We start from the raw sequence: 16,493 nt of genomic DNA, 5'->3' as shown, positions 1-16,493 counted from the left end.
GGGGGGGGGAGGGGGCGGTGGGTCGGAGCCGCGGGGAGGAGGCGGAGTCCGGGGGCCGGGCCGGGGGCCGGGAGGCGCCGGCGGTACGGCGGTGTGCGGCGCACGCGTCCGCCGGGGGGAACCGGCTCGTCGGCCGCCACGGTGGCGGGACCGTGGGAGATTCCGGCGGATCCGGCGTTCGGCCCGGGCCCCGGCGCGGTACCCGCAAGGGCGGTGCACCGGGTTGCGGGCGGTGTGCCGTGACCGGTGCGGGGCAGAGGCGAGGAGGCAGGCGGTGGCCGACACCGAGGACGGGACGCCCGACGGCAAGCCCGCCTTCGCTCGCGGTGCCTTCCGCGGCCCGGGCGGAATCCTGAGCAGGACCGGTGCCTCACGGCGCGCCGAGCGCGCTGCCGTGCGCTTACGGATCGCTGACGTCCGTCACCGCACGGTCTCCGGAGCGGCGGTACCGGTGCCAGACTCGCTGGTGTGAAACGCGTACTCGTCGTGGACGACGACCCGACCGTGTCCGAGGTCGTCGCCGGGTATCTGAACCGGGCGGGCTTCGCGGTCGACGTGGCCGCCGACGGTCCGGCCGCCGTGGCACGGGCCGCCGCCCGGCCGCCCGACCTGGTGGTCCTGGACCTCATGCTGCCCGGCATGGACGGACTGGAGGTCTGCCGCCGGCTGCGCCGCGACGGCCCGCTGCCCGTGATCATGCTGACCGCGCGAGGCGAGGAGGAGGACCGGATCCTCGGCCTGGAGGTCGGCGCGGACGACTACGTCACCAAACCCTTCAGCCCGCGCGAGCTGGTCCTGCGCGTGACGTCCGTGCTGCGCCGCGCCGCAGCGAGCGGGGGCGCGGCGGCCGGGGGCGGCGCGGCCGGGGGCCGGCTGAGCGCGGGCCCGCTCGTCCTCGACCGCCCCGCCCGGCGCGCCACCCGTGACGGATCCGAACTGCCGCTGACCGCGAGGGAGTTCGACCTGCTGGAATACTTCCTTCGGCACCCCGGCCGGGCCACGGGCCGGGAGGAACTCATGCGTGAGGTGTGGGGCTGGGAGTTCGGCGACCTGTCGACCGTCACCGTGCACGTACGGCGGCTGCGGGAGAAGATCGAGGACGACCCGGCGCGCCCCCGGCTGATCAGCACGGTGTGGGGCGTGGGCTACCGCTTCGACCCTCCGGCGCCGCCGGGACCGGGCGGGAGCGGGGCGCGTGATGGCCGGTGACATGCTCCTCATCGCCCTGTACGCGGCGATCGGCGCGGCGGCCGCCGGACTGGCCGGCGCGGTGGCGCTCAGGCTGCTGCGCCACCGGTCGGTCGCGCTGTCGCTGGCGGTGGTCGCGGCCGTCACCGTGACGGCGATGTTCGCGGGCACCCTGCTGGTGTCGTCGGCGATGCTCCTGTCCGACCACGACCTGTGGGTCGTCACCGTCGTGTGCGCCATGGCGGCGGTCGTCTCGCTGGCGGTGGCGCTCGTCCTGGGCCGTGGCGTCGTCAAGGGCAGCCGGGCCCTCGCGCGGGCCGCCCGCGCCATCGGCGACGACGGCGGATTCACCCCGCCCGCCGAGCCGCCCGTCGCCGAACTCGCCGAACTCAGCCGTGAGTTGTCCGCGACGAGCGCCAGGCTGGCCGCCTCGCGGGAGCGGGAGCGCGCCCTGGAGGCCTCGCGGCGCGAGCTGGTCGCCTGGATCTCCCACGACCTGCGCACCCCGCTGGCCGGTCTGCAGGCGATGACCGAGGCGCTGGAGGACGGCCTGGCCGACGACCCGCGGGTCTACCACGCCCGGATCCGCGCGGAGGTCGAGCGCATGAGCGACATGGTGGGTGACCTGTTCGAACTCTCCCGCATCCAGGCCGGCGTCCTCACCCTGGACCGGACCCGGATGTCGGTGTACGACCTCGTCGGCGACGCCATCGCGGGTGCGGGCGCGCTGGCCAGGGAGCACGGGGTACGGCTGGTGGGGGAGGGCGTGGAGCCGGTGCCGGTGGAGGTCGACGGCCGTGAGATGTCCCGCGTCCTGGCCAACCTGCTCGTCAACGCCATCCGGCGCACGCCCGCGGACGGGGCCGTCGCCGTCGCGGCCCACAGGGAGGCGGACGACGTCGTCGTGTCGGTGACCGACGGCTGCGGGGGCATCGCCCCCGAGGACCTTCCGCGCGTGTTCGAGACCGGTTGGCGGGGCAGTGACGCCCGGACCCCGCCGGCCGGAGCGGGTCTGGGGCTGGCCATCGTCCGCGGCATCGTGGAGGCCCACCGGGGCCGGGCCACGGTACGCAATGTGCCCGGCGGCTGCCGTTTCGAGGTCCGCCTGCCGGCGGCCGGCTGAGAGCCGCGAACAAACGGGGTCCGATCAGCTCGCGGGTCCGGCGCGTGCGGGCGCAAGGTCGTCGGAAGGTCCTTGCGGCGGAGTCACCGGGGCCTTCCGGCAACACCGCGAGCGTGCGGGCCGGGCACCCGTTTCGTTCGCAGCTCTGAGCCGGGGCCCCTCGTGGCGGGGTCAGCGCCGCGTTCTGAGGGGTGTCCCCGCGGCGGGACCGTGGGGCCCTCCCGACCGTCCCGTCCCCGTCCCCGTCCGGTCCTCCCTGACCGTCCCCGTCCCCCTCCGGTCCTCCCTGCCCCCCGTCCTCCCCGGCCCTCTCCGGTCCTCCCCGGTACGTCACGCGGTGCGATCCGCGGGCTCAGGCGGGCCGGTAGCGCTCCGCGAGACGGGGGCTCTGCGCGCCGAACGCCGCGAGCTGGGCCTCGGACACGGCGCGCAGCAGCCGGTCGTCCTCGACACCGGGGGCGCAGACCACCTCGCCCAGTTCGAGACCGCGCAGACCGGCGGTGACCACGTCCTCGGCCGACATCCGGGCAACGGCGCTGAGGTCGAGGCCCTGACGCTCGTGGAACTCCGTCGCCACCACGCCGGGGCACAGGACCTGCACGCGGACCCCGGTCCCGCTCAGCTCGGCGTGCAGCACCTGGGACATGGTGACGAGGTGGGCGAGTGTCCCGGCGTAGACCGCGCGGCGCGGCATCTGCTCCGCCGGGGCGGGCCCGCTGAACGCGATCATGCCGGCCACGTTCACGATCGCGCCGGCGCCGCGGGCGAGCATCCCGGGGACCGCGGCACGCGTCAGCAGCGTCGGAGCGACCACCTTGACGTGCAGCAGCTCGCGCGCCTTTTCGGCGGGGAGGTCCGCGAAGGGCATGTAGTGCGCCACCCCGGCGTTGTTGACCAGCATCGACAGCGGTTCGCCGGCGCACAGGGCGGCGACCGCCTCCACACCGTCGCCGGTGGACAGGTCGGCCACCACGGGACGGACCCGGCCGCCGGGGAAGCCGGCGGCCAGTTCCGCCAACCGGTCGGCGCGCCGGCCGACGGCGATCACGTCGTGCCCGTCGCCCGCGAGACGCCGGGCGAATGCCCTGCCGATGCCGGAGGTGGCTCCGGTGACGAGTGCCAGCTTGCTCATGACGGCTCCTGTACGGGTGGGTGAGGCCGGAGGCCTCGACGGCTTTCACCGCCCTACCCTGCGCGCGGGCGCCGCGGCCTGCCAGTGTCCCCGTGGTCCTGGTCGTGGCGGGACCAGGATCACGGGGACCGTCCGCCGCCTCCCGGCGACGTGACACGGTGGGCCGACGGGGGCCGACGCGCCTCGGCGGGCCGGCCGCCCCGCCCCGGAGCCCGCGCCCGCGCCCGGCACCGGTCACCGCCCGCCGGGGGCCGCGGCCGCCCCCCGGCGGCACACCGCCGACCGCCTCACCTTCCGACCGCGTGCCCGCCGGTCACCGCTGCGGGCGCCGACGGGGACTCACGCCCCCCGGTGCACGATGTGGCCGCCGGTCACCGTGAGGCGTACCGGGGCCTCGGCGACCTCGTCGGCCGGCGCTTCGACGGGGTCGGCACCCAGGGCGGTCAGGTCGGCCCGGAACCCCCGCCTGATGCGCCCGGCGACGGCACTCTCACCGGCGGCGACGGCCGCGTGGGTGGTGCAGCCCTCCAGTGCCTGGGCACCGGTGAGCCCCGCCCGCTCGGAGGCCGCTCCCCGGGGCGCCCGTGCGGTGGCCAGGACGGCGCGGACGTCATGGTGGGCGACGGGCCAGTCCGAGCCGAGGGCGACGACCGCGCCGGCGTCCCGCAGGTCCCGCAGCCGCCAGGCCCGCCGGGCGCGTGCCTCGCCCAGGCGCACGGACCACTCGTCGGACCGGTCGGCCCGGGTGTAAGCCGTGTGCGGCGGCTGCATCGAGGCGATGACCCCGGTCCGGGCGAACCTGCCGACGATGTCGTCCGGGACGGACTCGATGTGCTCCACCCGGTGCGTGAGGCGGGCGCCCTCGCCCAGCGCCGCCACGGTGTCGAGGACGTGCCGCACGGCCGCGTCCCCGATCGTGTGGGTCGCCGTGCGTACTCCCGCGCGGTCCAGGAAGCGCACGGCCTCGCTGTAGGCGGCCGGGTCCGGCCAGAACGCCTCGGTGCCCTGCCCGTGGCAGTCGGGGTGTTCGAGCCAGGCCGTGCCGCCCTCGACGGTGCCGTCCATGAAGAACTTCACCCCGCCGATCTCCCAGTGCCTGCCGCCGAGCCCCTGCAGCGCGACCAGTTCCTCCAGGTCCTCCTTCGCCGCCCCGGGCATGCACCACGGGGCGAAGCGCAGCCGCAGGGGGAGGACGGTGTCCTCGGCGACGGAGCCAACGAGGTCCGGGTCGCCGATGTCCATGACGTGGGCACCGGTGAGCCCGGTGGCCGCCATGGCGGACAGCAGCTCCGTCAGCCGGGCGCGCCGCGCGGCCCGCGACGGCCGCGGCATGACCGCGGTGACCAGGTCCATCGCGGCGTGTTCGACGAGGTGCCCGGTCAGGCGCCCGTCGGGGTCCGTCGCGAGGTGCGCCCGCTGCGCGAACGCGCGCGGCCCGGTGATCCCCGCCGCCTTCAGCGCCGCTCCGGTCGCCAGGGCCGAGTGCGCGTCGTACAGGCGCAGGAAGGCGGGCGCCCCCTCCAGCACGTCCTCGATCAGGGCCCGGTCCACGGACCGCCCGCCGAACACGTTGTGGTCCAGGCCGAAGCCGACGACCCACCCGTCGATCCGGTCCGCCGCGGCGAGCGCCGACCGCAGCCCGTCCAGGTCGCGCACGGCGGACAGGTCCACGCCCGTGGTCATCTCCAGGCCCATCACGGGGTGGCTGTGACAGTCCACCAGGCCGGGCACGAGATGGGCGCCGGCCAGGTCCACGACCTCGGTGCCGGGTCCCCGCCAGTGCCGTACGTCGTCCTCGTCGCCGACGGCGGCGATCAGGCCGTCGCGTACGGCCACGGCGGTGGCGTGCGGGCGTTCAGCGTCGAGGGTGCGGACTCGGGCACCGGTGAGGACGAGGTCGGCTGAGGGCATGCGGAGGGCTCCTGGTCTGGTCGGCGGGACACTGGTCGGGGAGAAACGGGTTGGAAGGGGGGTCGGCCGTAACCCCGGCCGGGAGCGAGGTGGTTGACGCCCCGGGTCCGGCCAGGGGGTGGCTCGGAGGACCGCCCGGGGGGCCGCTCAGAGGGTGGCGGGCGCGGGGGCGCCGGCCGGTTCCGCGGCCGGTTCCGCGGCGAACCGTTCGTAGACGGCGGGCCGGTTGCGGCGCAGCCACCGGGCGAGCGGGAGGCCGGCGAGGAAGACGAGCGGGACGACGGCCGCCAGGACGGTGTTCACCGTCGTGGAGGCACCGGTGAACAGGTCGAGGTGCGCGACGACCAGCACGATGGCGGTGGCCAGGAGCACGGCGGCGGTCACGGGCGCGACCACCGTGCGCAGGACGCCCTCGCGGTGCCTCACCCGCCGGAAGTACAGCGGAACGGCCAGCGCGGCCAGCAGTTGCAGCACCAGCAGACCGAGCATGCCGGGCGTGTTCACCCACAGCAGCAACTGCTGGTACGGGTCCGCGCCGGCGGCCGCGAAGACGAGGACGACGGCGGCGCCCAGCACGGTCTGGACGGCCCCGGTGACGTACGGGGAGCGGTGGCGCGGATGGACGCGGGCCAGTGCCCTGGGCAGGACGCCTTCCTCGGCGAGGGCGAGCCCGTAGCGGTTGATGGCGTTGTGGAAGGCGAGCAGGGAAGCCAGGACGCTGGTCACGATGAGCACGTGCATGGCGTCGGCGGCCCAGCCGCCCACGTACGTCGTGATCGCGGAGAAGAACAGTCCGGCGGGGTCGCCGCCCGCGGCCCGCACGACCTGGGCGTCGCCGAAGGCCTGGATCGCGATCCAGACGACGAACGCGTAGAACAGGCCGAGGAATCCGACGGCGAGGTAGGTGGCGCGCGGGACCGTGCGCGCGGGGTCGCGGGCCTCGCGGCGGTAGATGACGGTCGACTCGAAGCCGGTGAACGCCGCGAACGCGAAGGCCAGCACCGCGGCCATGCCCGGCACCAGTACGTGGCCCGGGGCGAAGGAGGCCGCCGACAGTCCGTGCGCCCCGCCCCTGGCCAGTACGCCGACGGCGAGGAGGACCAGGATGCCGGTCTCGGCGGTGAGCAGGACGCCGAGGAGCCTGGCGCCGAAGTCGATGGACCGGTAGCCGCCGTAGCCGATGACCAGCAGGCCCGCGAGGGAGACCGGCAGCCAGGGGACGTGGCCGCCGGCCAGCGCGTGCACGGTGTCCTGCGTGGCGGTGCCGAGGAGCCCGTACACGCCGATCTCCATGCCGTTGTAGCCGAGCAGGGCCAGCAGCGCGGCGCCGATGCCGACGCGGCGGCCGAGCCCGCGGGTGATGTACGCGTAGAAGGCGCCCGCGCCCCGGACGTGACGGCTCATGGTGGTGAAGCCGACGGCGAAGACGGCCAGGGTGATCCCGGCGAGGAGATAGCCGACCGGGGCGCCGATCCCGCCGAGCATGATGGCGAGCGGAGCGACCCCGGCCATGACCGTGAGCGGTGCGGCGGCGGACACCACGAAGAAGGCGATGTCGGTGGTGCCGAGCGACCCCGGGCGCAGGGTCGGGGCCGGGGGAGCGGCGCTCTCGGAGGGGCGGGGGCTGGGGGTGGTGACGGGCATGGGGAAAGAGCCCTTCTGGCGGCGGGCGCGGAGGGATGACGGCGGACGGCAGGCGTGCGGGATCTCCGGAGCCGTAAATCTAAAGGCTTTCGGTTTCCGCAATGTAACCTTCCGTTCGTACGGATGGGAAGACCCTCGAAGGGGGAAGCACGCCATGGGGCGCCCGCGCACGGCTCTGCTCGACCAGGAGCGCATCACCGCGACCGCACTCGGACTCCTCGACGAGCAGGGCGAGTTCAGCGTCCCGCAGATCGCCCGGCGCCTCGGGGTGCAGACCGGCTCCGTGTACCACCATGTCGACGGCCGGGACGGGATCGTGGAGCTGGTGCGCGAGCGGATCGCCGAGGCCATCGACACCGCGACCCTCGACGCGCGGCCCTGGGACGCCGCCCTCGCGGGCTGGGCCCGCTCCTACCGCGCCGCCTTCGCCGCGCACCCGAGGGCCATCCCCCTGCTCATGGCCAACCCGGTGCGCGCCCCCCGGGTACTGGCCCAGTACGAACGGGCCGTCGCCCTCCTGCTCGAAGCGGGCTTCGCCGCCGCCGACGTCATGCGGGTCATCACCGCCCTGGAGAACGTCGTCCTCGGGTCCGCGCTCGACCTCGCCGCACCGGAGGCCATGTGGGAGATCGCCGACGCCTCCGCCACCCCGCGTCTGGCCGAGGCACTGGGCGCGGTCCGCGGCAGCCGCACCGACCAGGCCTTCGAACTCGCCCTGGAGGGCCTGCTCGCCACGGCACGGCGCGTACGGGAGGGCTGAGGCGCGCACCGCGGGGGCGAGAACACCCGCCCGCGCGCGGGTGCGCTGCGGACCCTCACTCGTCGGGAGCGGTGCCCTCCTGTTCCCGCACGGCCCGCCGGTGCCTCCCGGGCGCCCGCGGCGGCGGACCGGGGGCACGGTGCGTGGCCCGGAGCAGCAGGAGGGTCGTGTCGTCGGCTCCCGGGCGGTGGTCCCGCAGCAGGGCATCGGCGATCTCGTCGAGCGGTGCGCCCGGCGTCCCGGCGGCGGCGAGACGGTCGGCCAGCGTGGCCAGCGCCCGGTCGGGATCGGTGCCGGGCAGCTCCGTGAGCCCGTCCGTGTACAGGGCGAGGACGGCTCCTTCGGGCAGGCACAGCCGCACGTGCGGGTAGGCGGCCCGCGGGTCGATGCCGAGCAGGAGACCGCCCGGCAGGTCCAGGGCCTCGACCCGGCCGTCCGGATGGCGCAGCAGCGGGTGGGGATGCCCGGCCCGCGCGAGGAGGACGCGGTGGCGGCGCGGGTCCAGGCGCAAGTACACCGCGCTGGCCAGCAGTTCGGTGTCGAGCGCGGTGAGCAGCCGGTTGGTGAGGGCCAGGACCCGGCGGGGATCGGCGCCGCTCGCCGCGTGGGCGCGCACCGCCGTGCGGATCTGGCCCATCAGCGCGGCGGCCGGCCCGTTGTGCCCCTGGATGTCGCCGATGACGGCGGCGGCCCGGTGGTGGCCGAGGGCGATGAGGTCGTAGAAGTCGCCGCCCACGGACATGCCCTCGGCCGCCGGCAGATAGCGGACCGCGGTCTCCAGGCCGTGGATCCGCGGCAGCCGGCGGGGCAGGAGGGCGTCCTGCAGGTCGCGGGCGAGGCCGCTGGCGTCGTCGTAGCGGCGGGCCCGTGCCAGCGCCTGGGCGATGAGACCGGCCAGGGCGGTGAGCGTGGCGCGCTCCTCGGGCAGGAAGCGGCGGGGCCGGTCGTACGCCAGGACACAGGCGCCGACGTCCCGGTCGGCAGCGAGCAGCGGCAGCACCGCCCAGGCGCAACCGTGGCCGAGCGCCGCGTGCCGCGGATAGAGCCGGGCCATCTCGTGGCGGCTCTCCAGGAAGAGCGGCGCGCCCGTGGCCAGGGCCCGGGTGCCAGGGGTCTCGGCGCCCGCGGGCGGCCGGTCGATGCGCCCCAGGACGTCGGACGGGTAGCCGTGCGCGCCGATCACGCGCAGCCGTCCGTCCCCCTCCAGGGCCAGGAGGACCGCGCGGGCGGCGCCGAAGACGGGCAGCATCTCCTCGGCGACCAGACGCACCACGTCCCGTACGCCCGTCGCGTTGGCCAGGGCGCCCACCAGGTGCAGCACGTGGTAGACGCCGTCCAGGCGCGCGGGCGCCGGGGTCCCGCCCGGGCGGTGGATCGGCACCGCCGCGTGGGGCGGGCCGGCCGGACGGGGGTCGGGGCCGGCGTCGGTGATGCGCACCGTGATGCCGGAGGCGTCCGGGTAGAGCTGGAAGCACAGCCAGCGGTCCGGCGGGCACAGCACCGTGAACGCGGTCGGCTGCCGGCTCATCGCCGCCGCGCGGTACCGCTCCTCGTACACCGGATGATCCAGCCACGGCAGTGCCCGCCACAGCACCCGGCCCACCAGGTCGTCCCGGGACGCGTCCAGCAGGGCGGCGGCGGCCGGAGTGGCGAGCAGGACGCGGCCGTCGACGCCCAGCACGCACACCCCTTCCGGCAGGCGCGCCAGCGCCGAGCCCTCCAGGAGCCCGCCCGTGGCGGGCGCGGGGCCGGGCAGCACCAGGGGCTCCGACGCCGGACGGACCGGAAGCCCGGTGCCCGCGGCGTGCGCGAGGACCCGGCCGAGCGCCGAGGCGGCCGCCTCCAGCCGGTCACGCTCCGTGCGCTCGAGCCGCTGCGGGCGGGATCCGGCCCAGTTCACGAAGAGCGTGCCGTGCACCGCGCCGGCGGCCGAGACGGGCAGGCAGGCGAACGCGAGGCGGTACGGCAGGAGCAGCGCCGTCCGCGGATAGCGGCGGGCCATCTCCTGGGCGTCGGCCACCCACACCAGCTTCCGCTCGCGGGCCGCCTCGGCCGCCCCGACCGGCGCGTCCAGGCGGATCCGGCGCCAGGGCCCGGCGAACTGCGGGGGCAGCCCGGTGTACACGGACAGCACCAGGGCGTCCCCGGCCGGATCGAGCAGGTACACCCCGCCGCCGTACGCGCCGAGTCCCGACACCACGCCGGACAGGCACACGCCCAGCTCCTGGAGCCCCTGCCGGGCTGCTGCGGCGGCGGAGCCCTTGCCGTCAGGGACACCGTTCGAGGCGGAGTCGTCGCACATAGGCACCACCACCCTGCGGCCGCCGCGGGGCCGGACATCCGGCCGTGGCCGGTCGCCGGACCGGGGCCCGGCTCCCACCCCTCCACTATTCCACGCGAACGGGCGCCCGGTACGAGGGTGAGTGCCCGGCACTCCGCCGCTCTCTTAGAGCTGCGGCCCCTGGAGTACGCATCTGACGCCGCGAGAGCCGCCCTCCGGGCGGACGAGGGGCATGCGAGGGGCATGCGAGGGGCGTGCGACGACAGCACTAGGCTGACGGCATGGAAGCGATCCTGGTCAGCACGTGTCTGCGCGGGGTGCCCTGCCGGTTCGACGGGCGTCACAAGGCGTCGGCCGCGGCCGAGGAGGCGGTGGCCGGCCGCCACGTCGTCTCCTTCTGCCCGGGGGTCGCGGGCGGACTCGCGACACCGCGGCGGCCGGCGGAGCTGGTGGGCGGCGACGGACACGCCGTGCTCGACGGCACGGCGCGGGTGGTGGAGGACACCGGACGGGACGTGACGGAGCAGTTCGTGGCCGGTGCCCGGCGCGCCCTCGCGGCGGCCCGGCACGCCGGCTGCACCGAGGCACTCCTGATGCCGCGCAGCCCGTCGTGCGGACGCGGCACGGTGTACGACGGCTCGTTCGCCGGGGAACCGGTGCCGGGAGACGGCGTCACGGCGGCCCTGCTGGAGCGCAACGGCATCACCGTACGGCCCGCCCCCGGAGTGTGACTCCACCGCCCGGGCGGGACCCCGCCCCGGGATGTGACTGCGCTGCCGGTGGAGCAGGCCGCCGACGGGAAAGGCCTGGTCGCAAAGGCCTGCCCGTGAACAACGCCTGGCCCGGAGCATGACCGCTCTTTCGGCTTTCAGCCGTCCTTCCCCGGAGGCCGAGGGAGCCATGGACGCCCCGGTTCGCGGCCGGCCGCGCGGTCCGCTTCCTGGCCCGGTGCCTCGCCGCGGGGGCCCGGGAGGTGCGGGGGCGCGGCGTCCGGCCCCCGATCCGGGCGACCGTTCTCCCCGCCCCTGCGCCTGACGGCGGCCCGTACCGGCCGTGGCCGGTACGGGCCGCCCGGTCAGCGGCGCCCGGAGAGGACGCTCAGCACACCGTCGTGAAGGTGGGGACCTGGGCCGCGGCCCGGGGGATGCACGGGGTGTCCTCCTCGGCGGCGGTCTCCTGGGGCATGCGCTGCAGCTCGTCGAGGTTGTCGGTCATGTCCGATCTCCTTTCGTGAGGGTCCCGGACTCCCCGGTCGGGAGCGGGACGTCACACGGTCCGCGCCCTGGTGCGCGTACCGCGGTCGAAGGGGCCGCCGCGAGGGTGTCGGGCAGCCAGGCGCGCGGGCCGCCGCGCAGGAGCCGCAGCAGGAAGCCGAGGACGCCGCCCAGACCGGTGTGGTGGCCGGTGCTCACCCCGCGCAGGGTGTCGTCGGCGGGCAGCAGCAGCCCGTCACGCAGGGCCGTGCGGCTCAGGACCGCCTCCACGGCCTGGTGCGCGCGCCGGCGGTGGCGGCTCTCACCCGTGGCGTCCGCGAGGTCCAGCAGCAGTTCCGCGTTGCCCGAGACGCCGTGGCAGGCGGCGGGCGGCAGCATCCAGCGGTCGGCGTGCACGGCCTCGGCCGCGCCGCGCGCCGCCCGCAGGTGACGGGGGTCGCCGGTGACCTGCCACAGCCGCAGCAGGAAAGTGCCCACGCCGGAGGAACCGCTGCACCAGTTGGTCAGGGCCACGGTGTCGTCGGGACCCGCCGTCCAGCGCAGCGCGCCCCGGTCCTCGACGGCGGCCTCGGCCAAGGCGTCACCCGCCCGTACGGCGGTGGCCAGGTACCGGGCGTCGCCGACGGCCCGGAACGCTTCGAGGAGGAACGTGCCGATGCCGGCCGCACCGTGCGCGAACCCGTGGTGGACCACCGGCCGGGCCGCCGGGCCGTCCTCCGAGAGCACCGTCCAGCGCGGACCCGTCCGGTCGTCCGCGGCGGCGGCGAGGATCCCGTCGGCGCAGCGCGCCGTCCGCTCCCGGAAGCGCTCGTCCCCGGTGCGCGCGAGGAAGTGCGCCTGGGCCAGTCCGGCGCCGGCGGTTCCGTGGACGACGTCCGGGACCGGCCCGGTGACCGGAACGCGCAGTGCCATGTCCCGGGCGGCGGCCACGACGGAGTCGTCCGCGAGCAGCAGTCCCGCGTCCAGCAGGGCCCACGCGGTACCGGACCGTCCGAAGTGCAGTCCGGGCAGCAGCCGGGGCTCGCGCGCGGCGCGCTCCAGCGTCCAGGCGGCCACGGTGCCCACCGTCTCGCGCAGCCGCGCGTCCCGCGGGTGGGTGCGCGCGGCCCGGGTCAGCACCCCGAGCAGCCCGGCCGAGCCGTAGTAGACGTTGCAGGGGTCGGTGGTGGCCGCGAACCCTTCGGCGGGCCACAGCCGTTCGGGGTCGTCCGGACGCAGGGTGTCCAGGAGGTGGTGCAGGCCGTCGCGGAGCAGGCGCTCCGCGTCCGCGCCGGGCGCGGCGGCCGGTCCGTGCGGGGCGCGCACGGAGCGGGGGGCGCCGGGGGCCGGACCGTCGGCGAGGAAGGACCTCACGCGTTCCAGGGACCAGCGGCGCCGCGGGTCGTCGTGCAGCAGGCCGAGGACGAGCGGCGCGAGACGGCGTACGACGGGGCTGTGCGGTGCCAGAGCGGCGAGCCGGCCCTCCAGACGGCGCCACGCGGGCCGTTCGGCCGGCCGGTCGGGCGCGAGCAGCGGCTCCGTGCCCGTCACGACGAGGAAGAGCACGGCGCCCAGCGAGTAGAGGTCGGCCGAGGGGTCGGGCAGGGCACGGCGGCCGGGGCCCGGGTTCAGCTGTTCCGGGGCGCCGTAGCCCGTCGTGCCGCCGCCGGGGGCCGGAACACCGGCGCAGGCGGCCAGTTCCAGGTCGATGAGACGGAGTCCGCCGTCCGGAGCCACGAAAACGTTGTCAGGAGTCAGATCGCGGAGCACCACACCGCTCGCGTGCACGCGGGAGAGCAGGTCCGTCAGCCGCCGGGCCACGTCCAGCACCGTCCGCTGCGCCGGTGCCCCGCCGCGCGCGCGGGCCCGGAGGTTCCAGAGCCGGAGCGGAACGCCGTCCAACTGCTCCTGCACCAGGAAGACATGGCCGTCCTCGGTGAGGAAGGAGACCTTCTCGGGGGTCAGGCCGAGCGGTGCGAGCCGGTCGAGCATCTCCCCTTCGTTGCGCAGCAGATCGCGTACGTCGGTGCCCAGCGCGGTGGCGTCGATGTGCGCCCTGCCCTGCTTGACGACGACACGGCGGCCCGTGTGCCGGTCCGTCGCCCGGAAGACACCGCCCTTGGTGCTGAGCCGCAGGGCGGCGTGCACGACGAAGCGGTCGCCGATGACCACGGGCCGGGCCGGCCGGTCCTCCCGCGCCGCGGAGGCGGGCCGCTCCTCGTCCGCGGCCGCGGGGGGCGCCTCGAAGGGGTCGGCCACCCCGGCCGGCGGTGTGTACCACGGCTCGCGCACGTCGGGCACCCGCCTGCCTTCGGCATCCACGAGGGTCGGCCGGTAGACACCGTTGTCACCGAGGACCAGGACCGGCCGGAACCCTCCGTACCGGTAGTGCACCAGGCTGCCCGGACGGAAGGGCCGGTCCGACAGGATCCGCGGACCCGGCAGCCCGGCCGTCACGTCGTGCAACTCGGCCGCTACGGCCCGAAGGCGCTCCGTGTCCCGCGGATAGACCGTGATGAATTTCCCCGCGGAAGCCCGGTCGTATTGCCGGGAAACCAATTCACGCACGCGATCCGCGGAAGCCGCAACCTTGAAATCCAGTCCGTTCCGGAGAAGGACCGGTGCGACTTTTTCCAGAATTTCCGCGGCGGCCACCGGAGTGGCCGAGACATGGATTTTCCAGCCCTGGCCGGGAAGGTCCCCGCCGGCCGGCGACACCCGGCACCACAGCTGATCACGGGTGATGCGCCAAGGGTGACCAGCCCGATCGCGCTCCCGCAGCAGAGGCGTGAGGACCGCCACGGGGTCGAAGGCCCGAGTCGTGCCGTCGGCCCGCGCCAGGTCTCCCGTGACCTGGTCCATGCTTCCCGACGTCACCCTGCGGCCTCCGAGATCGTCGTTTCCAGTTCGTCACGCACTGCTGCGATCATCACCCTCCGGCGGTGCGCCAAAACCATATGGTCATGTAAAGAAACGGCAAATCAAGAAGCGGTGAAGGGTCTTGTCTTGGAAACGGACGATGGCATCGCAATTGCCCATTTTGGTGGAGCGGCTGCCGTATTGCCGTGTCGTCCCGGGAACGGGGACCGCTCCCTTGCGGCGGATGGGCCCGTGGAGATCGTCCTCCCCGTTCTCTTCGCGCTGCGCGCCGCGGTCGGCAACGCGACCGCGACAGTCCTGCGGCGCCGGGCCGCGCCGGCCGTGCCCCGGCCGCCGGGGTTCCGGCACCCCCGCCGGTGGCGCGCAGGCGGCCGGGGGCGGCCACGGCCTGGAGAAGGCACCGGCGGTATGCCGAAGTCCGCGCCGGACGGGGAAGGATGACCGGGACGTCCGACGAACCCCCACAACTCACGGAGGACACCGAGATGGCGCTGACCCGGGAAGAACGCGAGAGCTTCCTCGCCGAGCCGCACGTGGCCGCGCTGGCGGTCGACGGAGAGGCGGGCAGGGGCCCGCTGACCGTCCCCATCTGGTACCAGTACGAGCCGGGCGGCCTGGTGTGGATCATGACCGGGCTCGACTCCCGCAAGAACAGGCTGATCCGCGCGGCCGGCCGGTTCTCGCTCATGATCGACCGGGAGGAGCCCACCGTCCGGTACGTGTCGGTGGAGGGCCCGGTCACCGGCACCTCGCCCGCCACGGTCGAGCAGCTCAGGGAGATGGCGGCCAGGTACCTGCCGGCCGGGAAGGTCGACGCCTACGTCGATTTCGCCTGGAAGAACCACGGGGAGCAGGTCGTCGTCCGCATGCGGCCGGAACACTGGGTCTCCTCCGACCTGGGAACGGTGTGACCCGTCGGGGACGGGCGTAAGATCGTGCGGCCCGGACGGGGTACTACGCTGACGGCATGACGCACTTTGATGTCCTCGTCCTCGGCGCAGGCCCCGGTGGATACGTCGCCGCCATCCGCGCGGCCCAGCTCGGCAAGTCGGTCGCGGTGGTCGAAGAGAAGTACTGGGGCGGTGTCTGCCTGAACGTGGGGTGCATCCCCTCCAAGGCCCTGCTCAGGAACGCCGAGATCGCCCACATCCTCACCCAGGAGAAGAAGACCTTCGGCATCACCGGTGACGCCACCATGGACTTCGGTGTCACCCACCGGCGCAGCCGCTCCGTGGCGGAGGCCAGCGCCAAGGGTGTGCACTACCTGATGAAGAAGAACAAGATCACCGAGATCGACGGCTGGGGCACCCTCACCGGCCCGAAGTCGGTGGACGTCAGGGGTGCCGACGGCACCATGACGTCGTACAGCTGCGACAACCTGATCATCGCCACCGGCGCGCAGGTCAGGATGCTGCCCGGTATGAGCCGCAGCGCCAACGTCGTCACCTACGAGGAGCAGATCCTGGACGAGGATCTGCCGCGCTCCGTCATCATCGGCGGCTCCGGCGCGATCGGTGTCGAGTTCGCCTACGTGCTGCGGAACTTCGGTGTCGAGGTGACCATCGTCGAGTTCCTCGACCGCATGGTGCCCACCGAGGACGCCGACGTCTCCAAGGAACTGCTGCGGCACTACCGCAAGCTGGGCGTCGACGTGCTGCTCTCCACCAAGGTGGACTCGGTCGAGGACACCGGTTCGGGCGTCCGGGTCACCGTCAGCCCCGCCGGCGGCGGCGAGGCGCGCGTCCTGGAGGCCGACCGGATGCTCGCCGCGTTCGGCTTCGCGCCCCGGGTCGAGGGCTACGGCCTCGAGGCGGCCGGCGTCCAGCTCACCGAGCGCGGCGCCATCGCGGTCGACGCCCGCGGCCGCACCAACGTCGAGGGCGTCTACGCCATCGGTGACGTGACCGGCAAGCTCATGCTGGCCCACACCGCCGAGGCCATGGGCGTCGTGGCCGCCGAGACCATCGCCGGTGCCGAGACGCAGGAGATCGACTTCGCGATGATCCCGCGGGCGACCTTCTGCCAGCCGCAGATCGCATCGTTCGGCTACTCCGAGGCGCAGGCCCGGGAGCTGGGCTACGACGTCAAGGTGGCGCAGTTCCCCTTCTCCGCCAACGGCAAGGCCCGCGGCATGGGAGAGGGTGTCGGCTTCGTCAAGATCGTGGCGGACGCCCGGCACAACGAGATCGTGGGCGCCCACATGATCGGCCCCGAAGTGACCGAACTGCTGCCCGCGCTGACGCTGGCCCAGATGTGGGACCTCACCGCCGACGAGGTCGCCCGCAACATCTTCGCCCATCCGACGCTGTCGGAGGCCATGAAGGAGGCCGTCGAAGGCATCGCGGGCCACATGATCAACCTCTGACCCGGGCGGGTCACGT

Annotated in this window: 11 protein-coding genes; 6 read left to right on the top strand and 5 right to left on the bottom strand. The window is 74.9% G+C overall.

Features of this window, described 5'->3' with window-relative positions:
• Positions 1-468: 468 nt before the first annotated feature.
• Both IG64_RS12325 and IG64_RS12320 read left to right on the top strand, forming a co-directional pair.
• Positions 469-1,209 (top strand): response regulator transcription factor, encoded by a 741-nt coding sequence (locus IG64_RS12325; RefSeq protein ID WP_037854978.1) that lies wholly within the window; start codon positions 469-471, stop codon positions 1,207-1,209.
• Complete coding sequence (locus IG64_RS12320) at positions 1,199-2,311, top strand: sensor histidine kinase (protein ID WP_051812734.1); 1,113 nt, start codon at positions 1,199-1,201, stop codon at positions 2,309-2,311. The genes IG64_RS12325 and IG64_RS12320 overlap by 11 nt, the downstream gene beginning before the upstream one ends.
• A gap of 352 nt (positions 2,312-2,663) precedes the next feature.
• Here the strand turns inward: IG64_RS12320 and IG64_RS12315 are convergent, their stop codons facing one another.
• From IG64_RS12315 to IG64_RS12305, 3 genes are all read right to left on the bottom strand, one after another.
• Positions 2,664-3,443, bottom strand: a complete 780-nt coding sequence (locus tag IG64_RS12315; RefSeq protein ID WP_037854976.1) for an SDR family NAD(P)-dependent oxidoreductase — start codon at positions 3,441-3,443, stop codon at positions 2,664-2,666.
• A 339-nt stretch (positions 3,444-3,782) separates the two neighbouring features.
• Positions 3,783-5,354 (bottom strand): amidohydrolase, encoded by a 1,572-nt coding sequence (locus tag IG64_RS12310; protein ID WP_037854975.1) that lies wholly within the window; start codon positions 5,352-5,354, stop codon positions 3,783-3,785.
• 147 nt (positions 5,355-5,501) lie between these two features.
• A complete protein-coding gene (locus tag IG64_RS12305; protein ID WP_037854974.1) occupies positions 5,502-6,998 on the bottom strand; it encodes an APC family permease in 1,497 nt (498 codons plus the stop codon).
• Positions 6,999-7,152: 154 nt separating this feature from the next.
• Between IG64_RS12305 and IG64_RS12300 the strand changes: the two genes are divergently transcribed.
• Entirely contained in the window at positions 7,153-7,758 is a 606-nt protein-coding gene (locus IG64_RS12300; protein WP_037854972.1) for a TetR/AcrR family transcriptional regulator, read from the top strand.
• 55 nt (positions 7,759-7,813) lie between these two features.
• On the opposite strand, the gene IG64_RS12295 is transcribed toward IG64_RS12300, so the two are convergent.
• On the bottom strand, positions 7,814-10,060 hold the full coding sequence (locus IG64_RS12295; RefSeq protein ID WP_051812732.1) for a GAF domain-containing SpoIIE family protein phosphatase: 2,247 nt from the start codon (positions 10,058-10,060) through the stop codon (positions 7,814-7,816).
• Positions 10,061-10,320: 260 nt separating this feature from the next.
• On the opposite strand from IG64_RS12295, the gene IG64_RS12290 reads away from it, so the two are divergent.
• Positions 10,321-10,770, top strand: coding sequence for a DUF523 domain-containing protein (locus IG64_RS12290; RefSeq protein ID WP_037854970.1), 450 nt, complete (start codon positions 10,321-10,323; stop codon positions 10,768-10,770).
• A 480-nt stretch (positions 10,771-11,250) separates the two neighbouring features.
• Here the strand turns inward: IG64_RS12290 and lanL are convergent, their stop codons facing one another.
• Positions 11,251-14,094 carry a class IV lanthionine synthetase LanL gene (lanL, locus tag IG64_RS12285; protein ID WP_107474238.1) on the bottom strand — a complete coding sequence of 948 codons (2,844 nt, stop codon included), beginning with the start codon at positions 14,092-14,094 and terminating at the stop codon, positions 11,251-11,253.
• 503 nt (positions 14,095-14,597) lie between these two features.
• Between lanL and IG64_RS12280 the strand changes: the two genes are divergently transcribed.
• Together IG64_RS12280 and lpdA are read left to right on the top strand one after the other, a co-directional pair.
• Positions 14,598-15,023, top strand: a complete 426-nt coding sequence (locus IG64_RS12280; protein ID WP_037855040.1) for a pyridoxamine 5'-phosphate oxidase family protein — start codon at positions 14,598-14,600, stop codon at positions 15,021-15,023.
• A 56-nt stretch (positions 15,024-15,079) separates the two neighbouring features.
• Positions 15,080-16,477, top strand: a complete 1,398-nt coding sequence (gene lpdA, locus IG64_RS12275; protein WP_037854969.1) for a dihydrolipoyl dehydrogenase — start codon at positions 15,080-15,082, stop codon at positions 16,475-16,477.
• Positions 16,478-16,493: the final 16 nt, after the last annotated feature.

The sequence above is a fragment of the Streptomyces sp. NRRL S-340 genome (assembly GCF_000720185.1).
In the GTDB taxonomy this organism is placed as follows: domain Bacteria; phylum Actinomycetota; class Actinomycetes; order Streptomycetales; family Streptomycetaceae; genus Streptomyces.
Note: the sequence above shows the minus strand (reverse complement) of the source record. Positions and strands in the feature narration are given on the sequence as shown.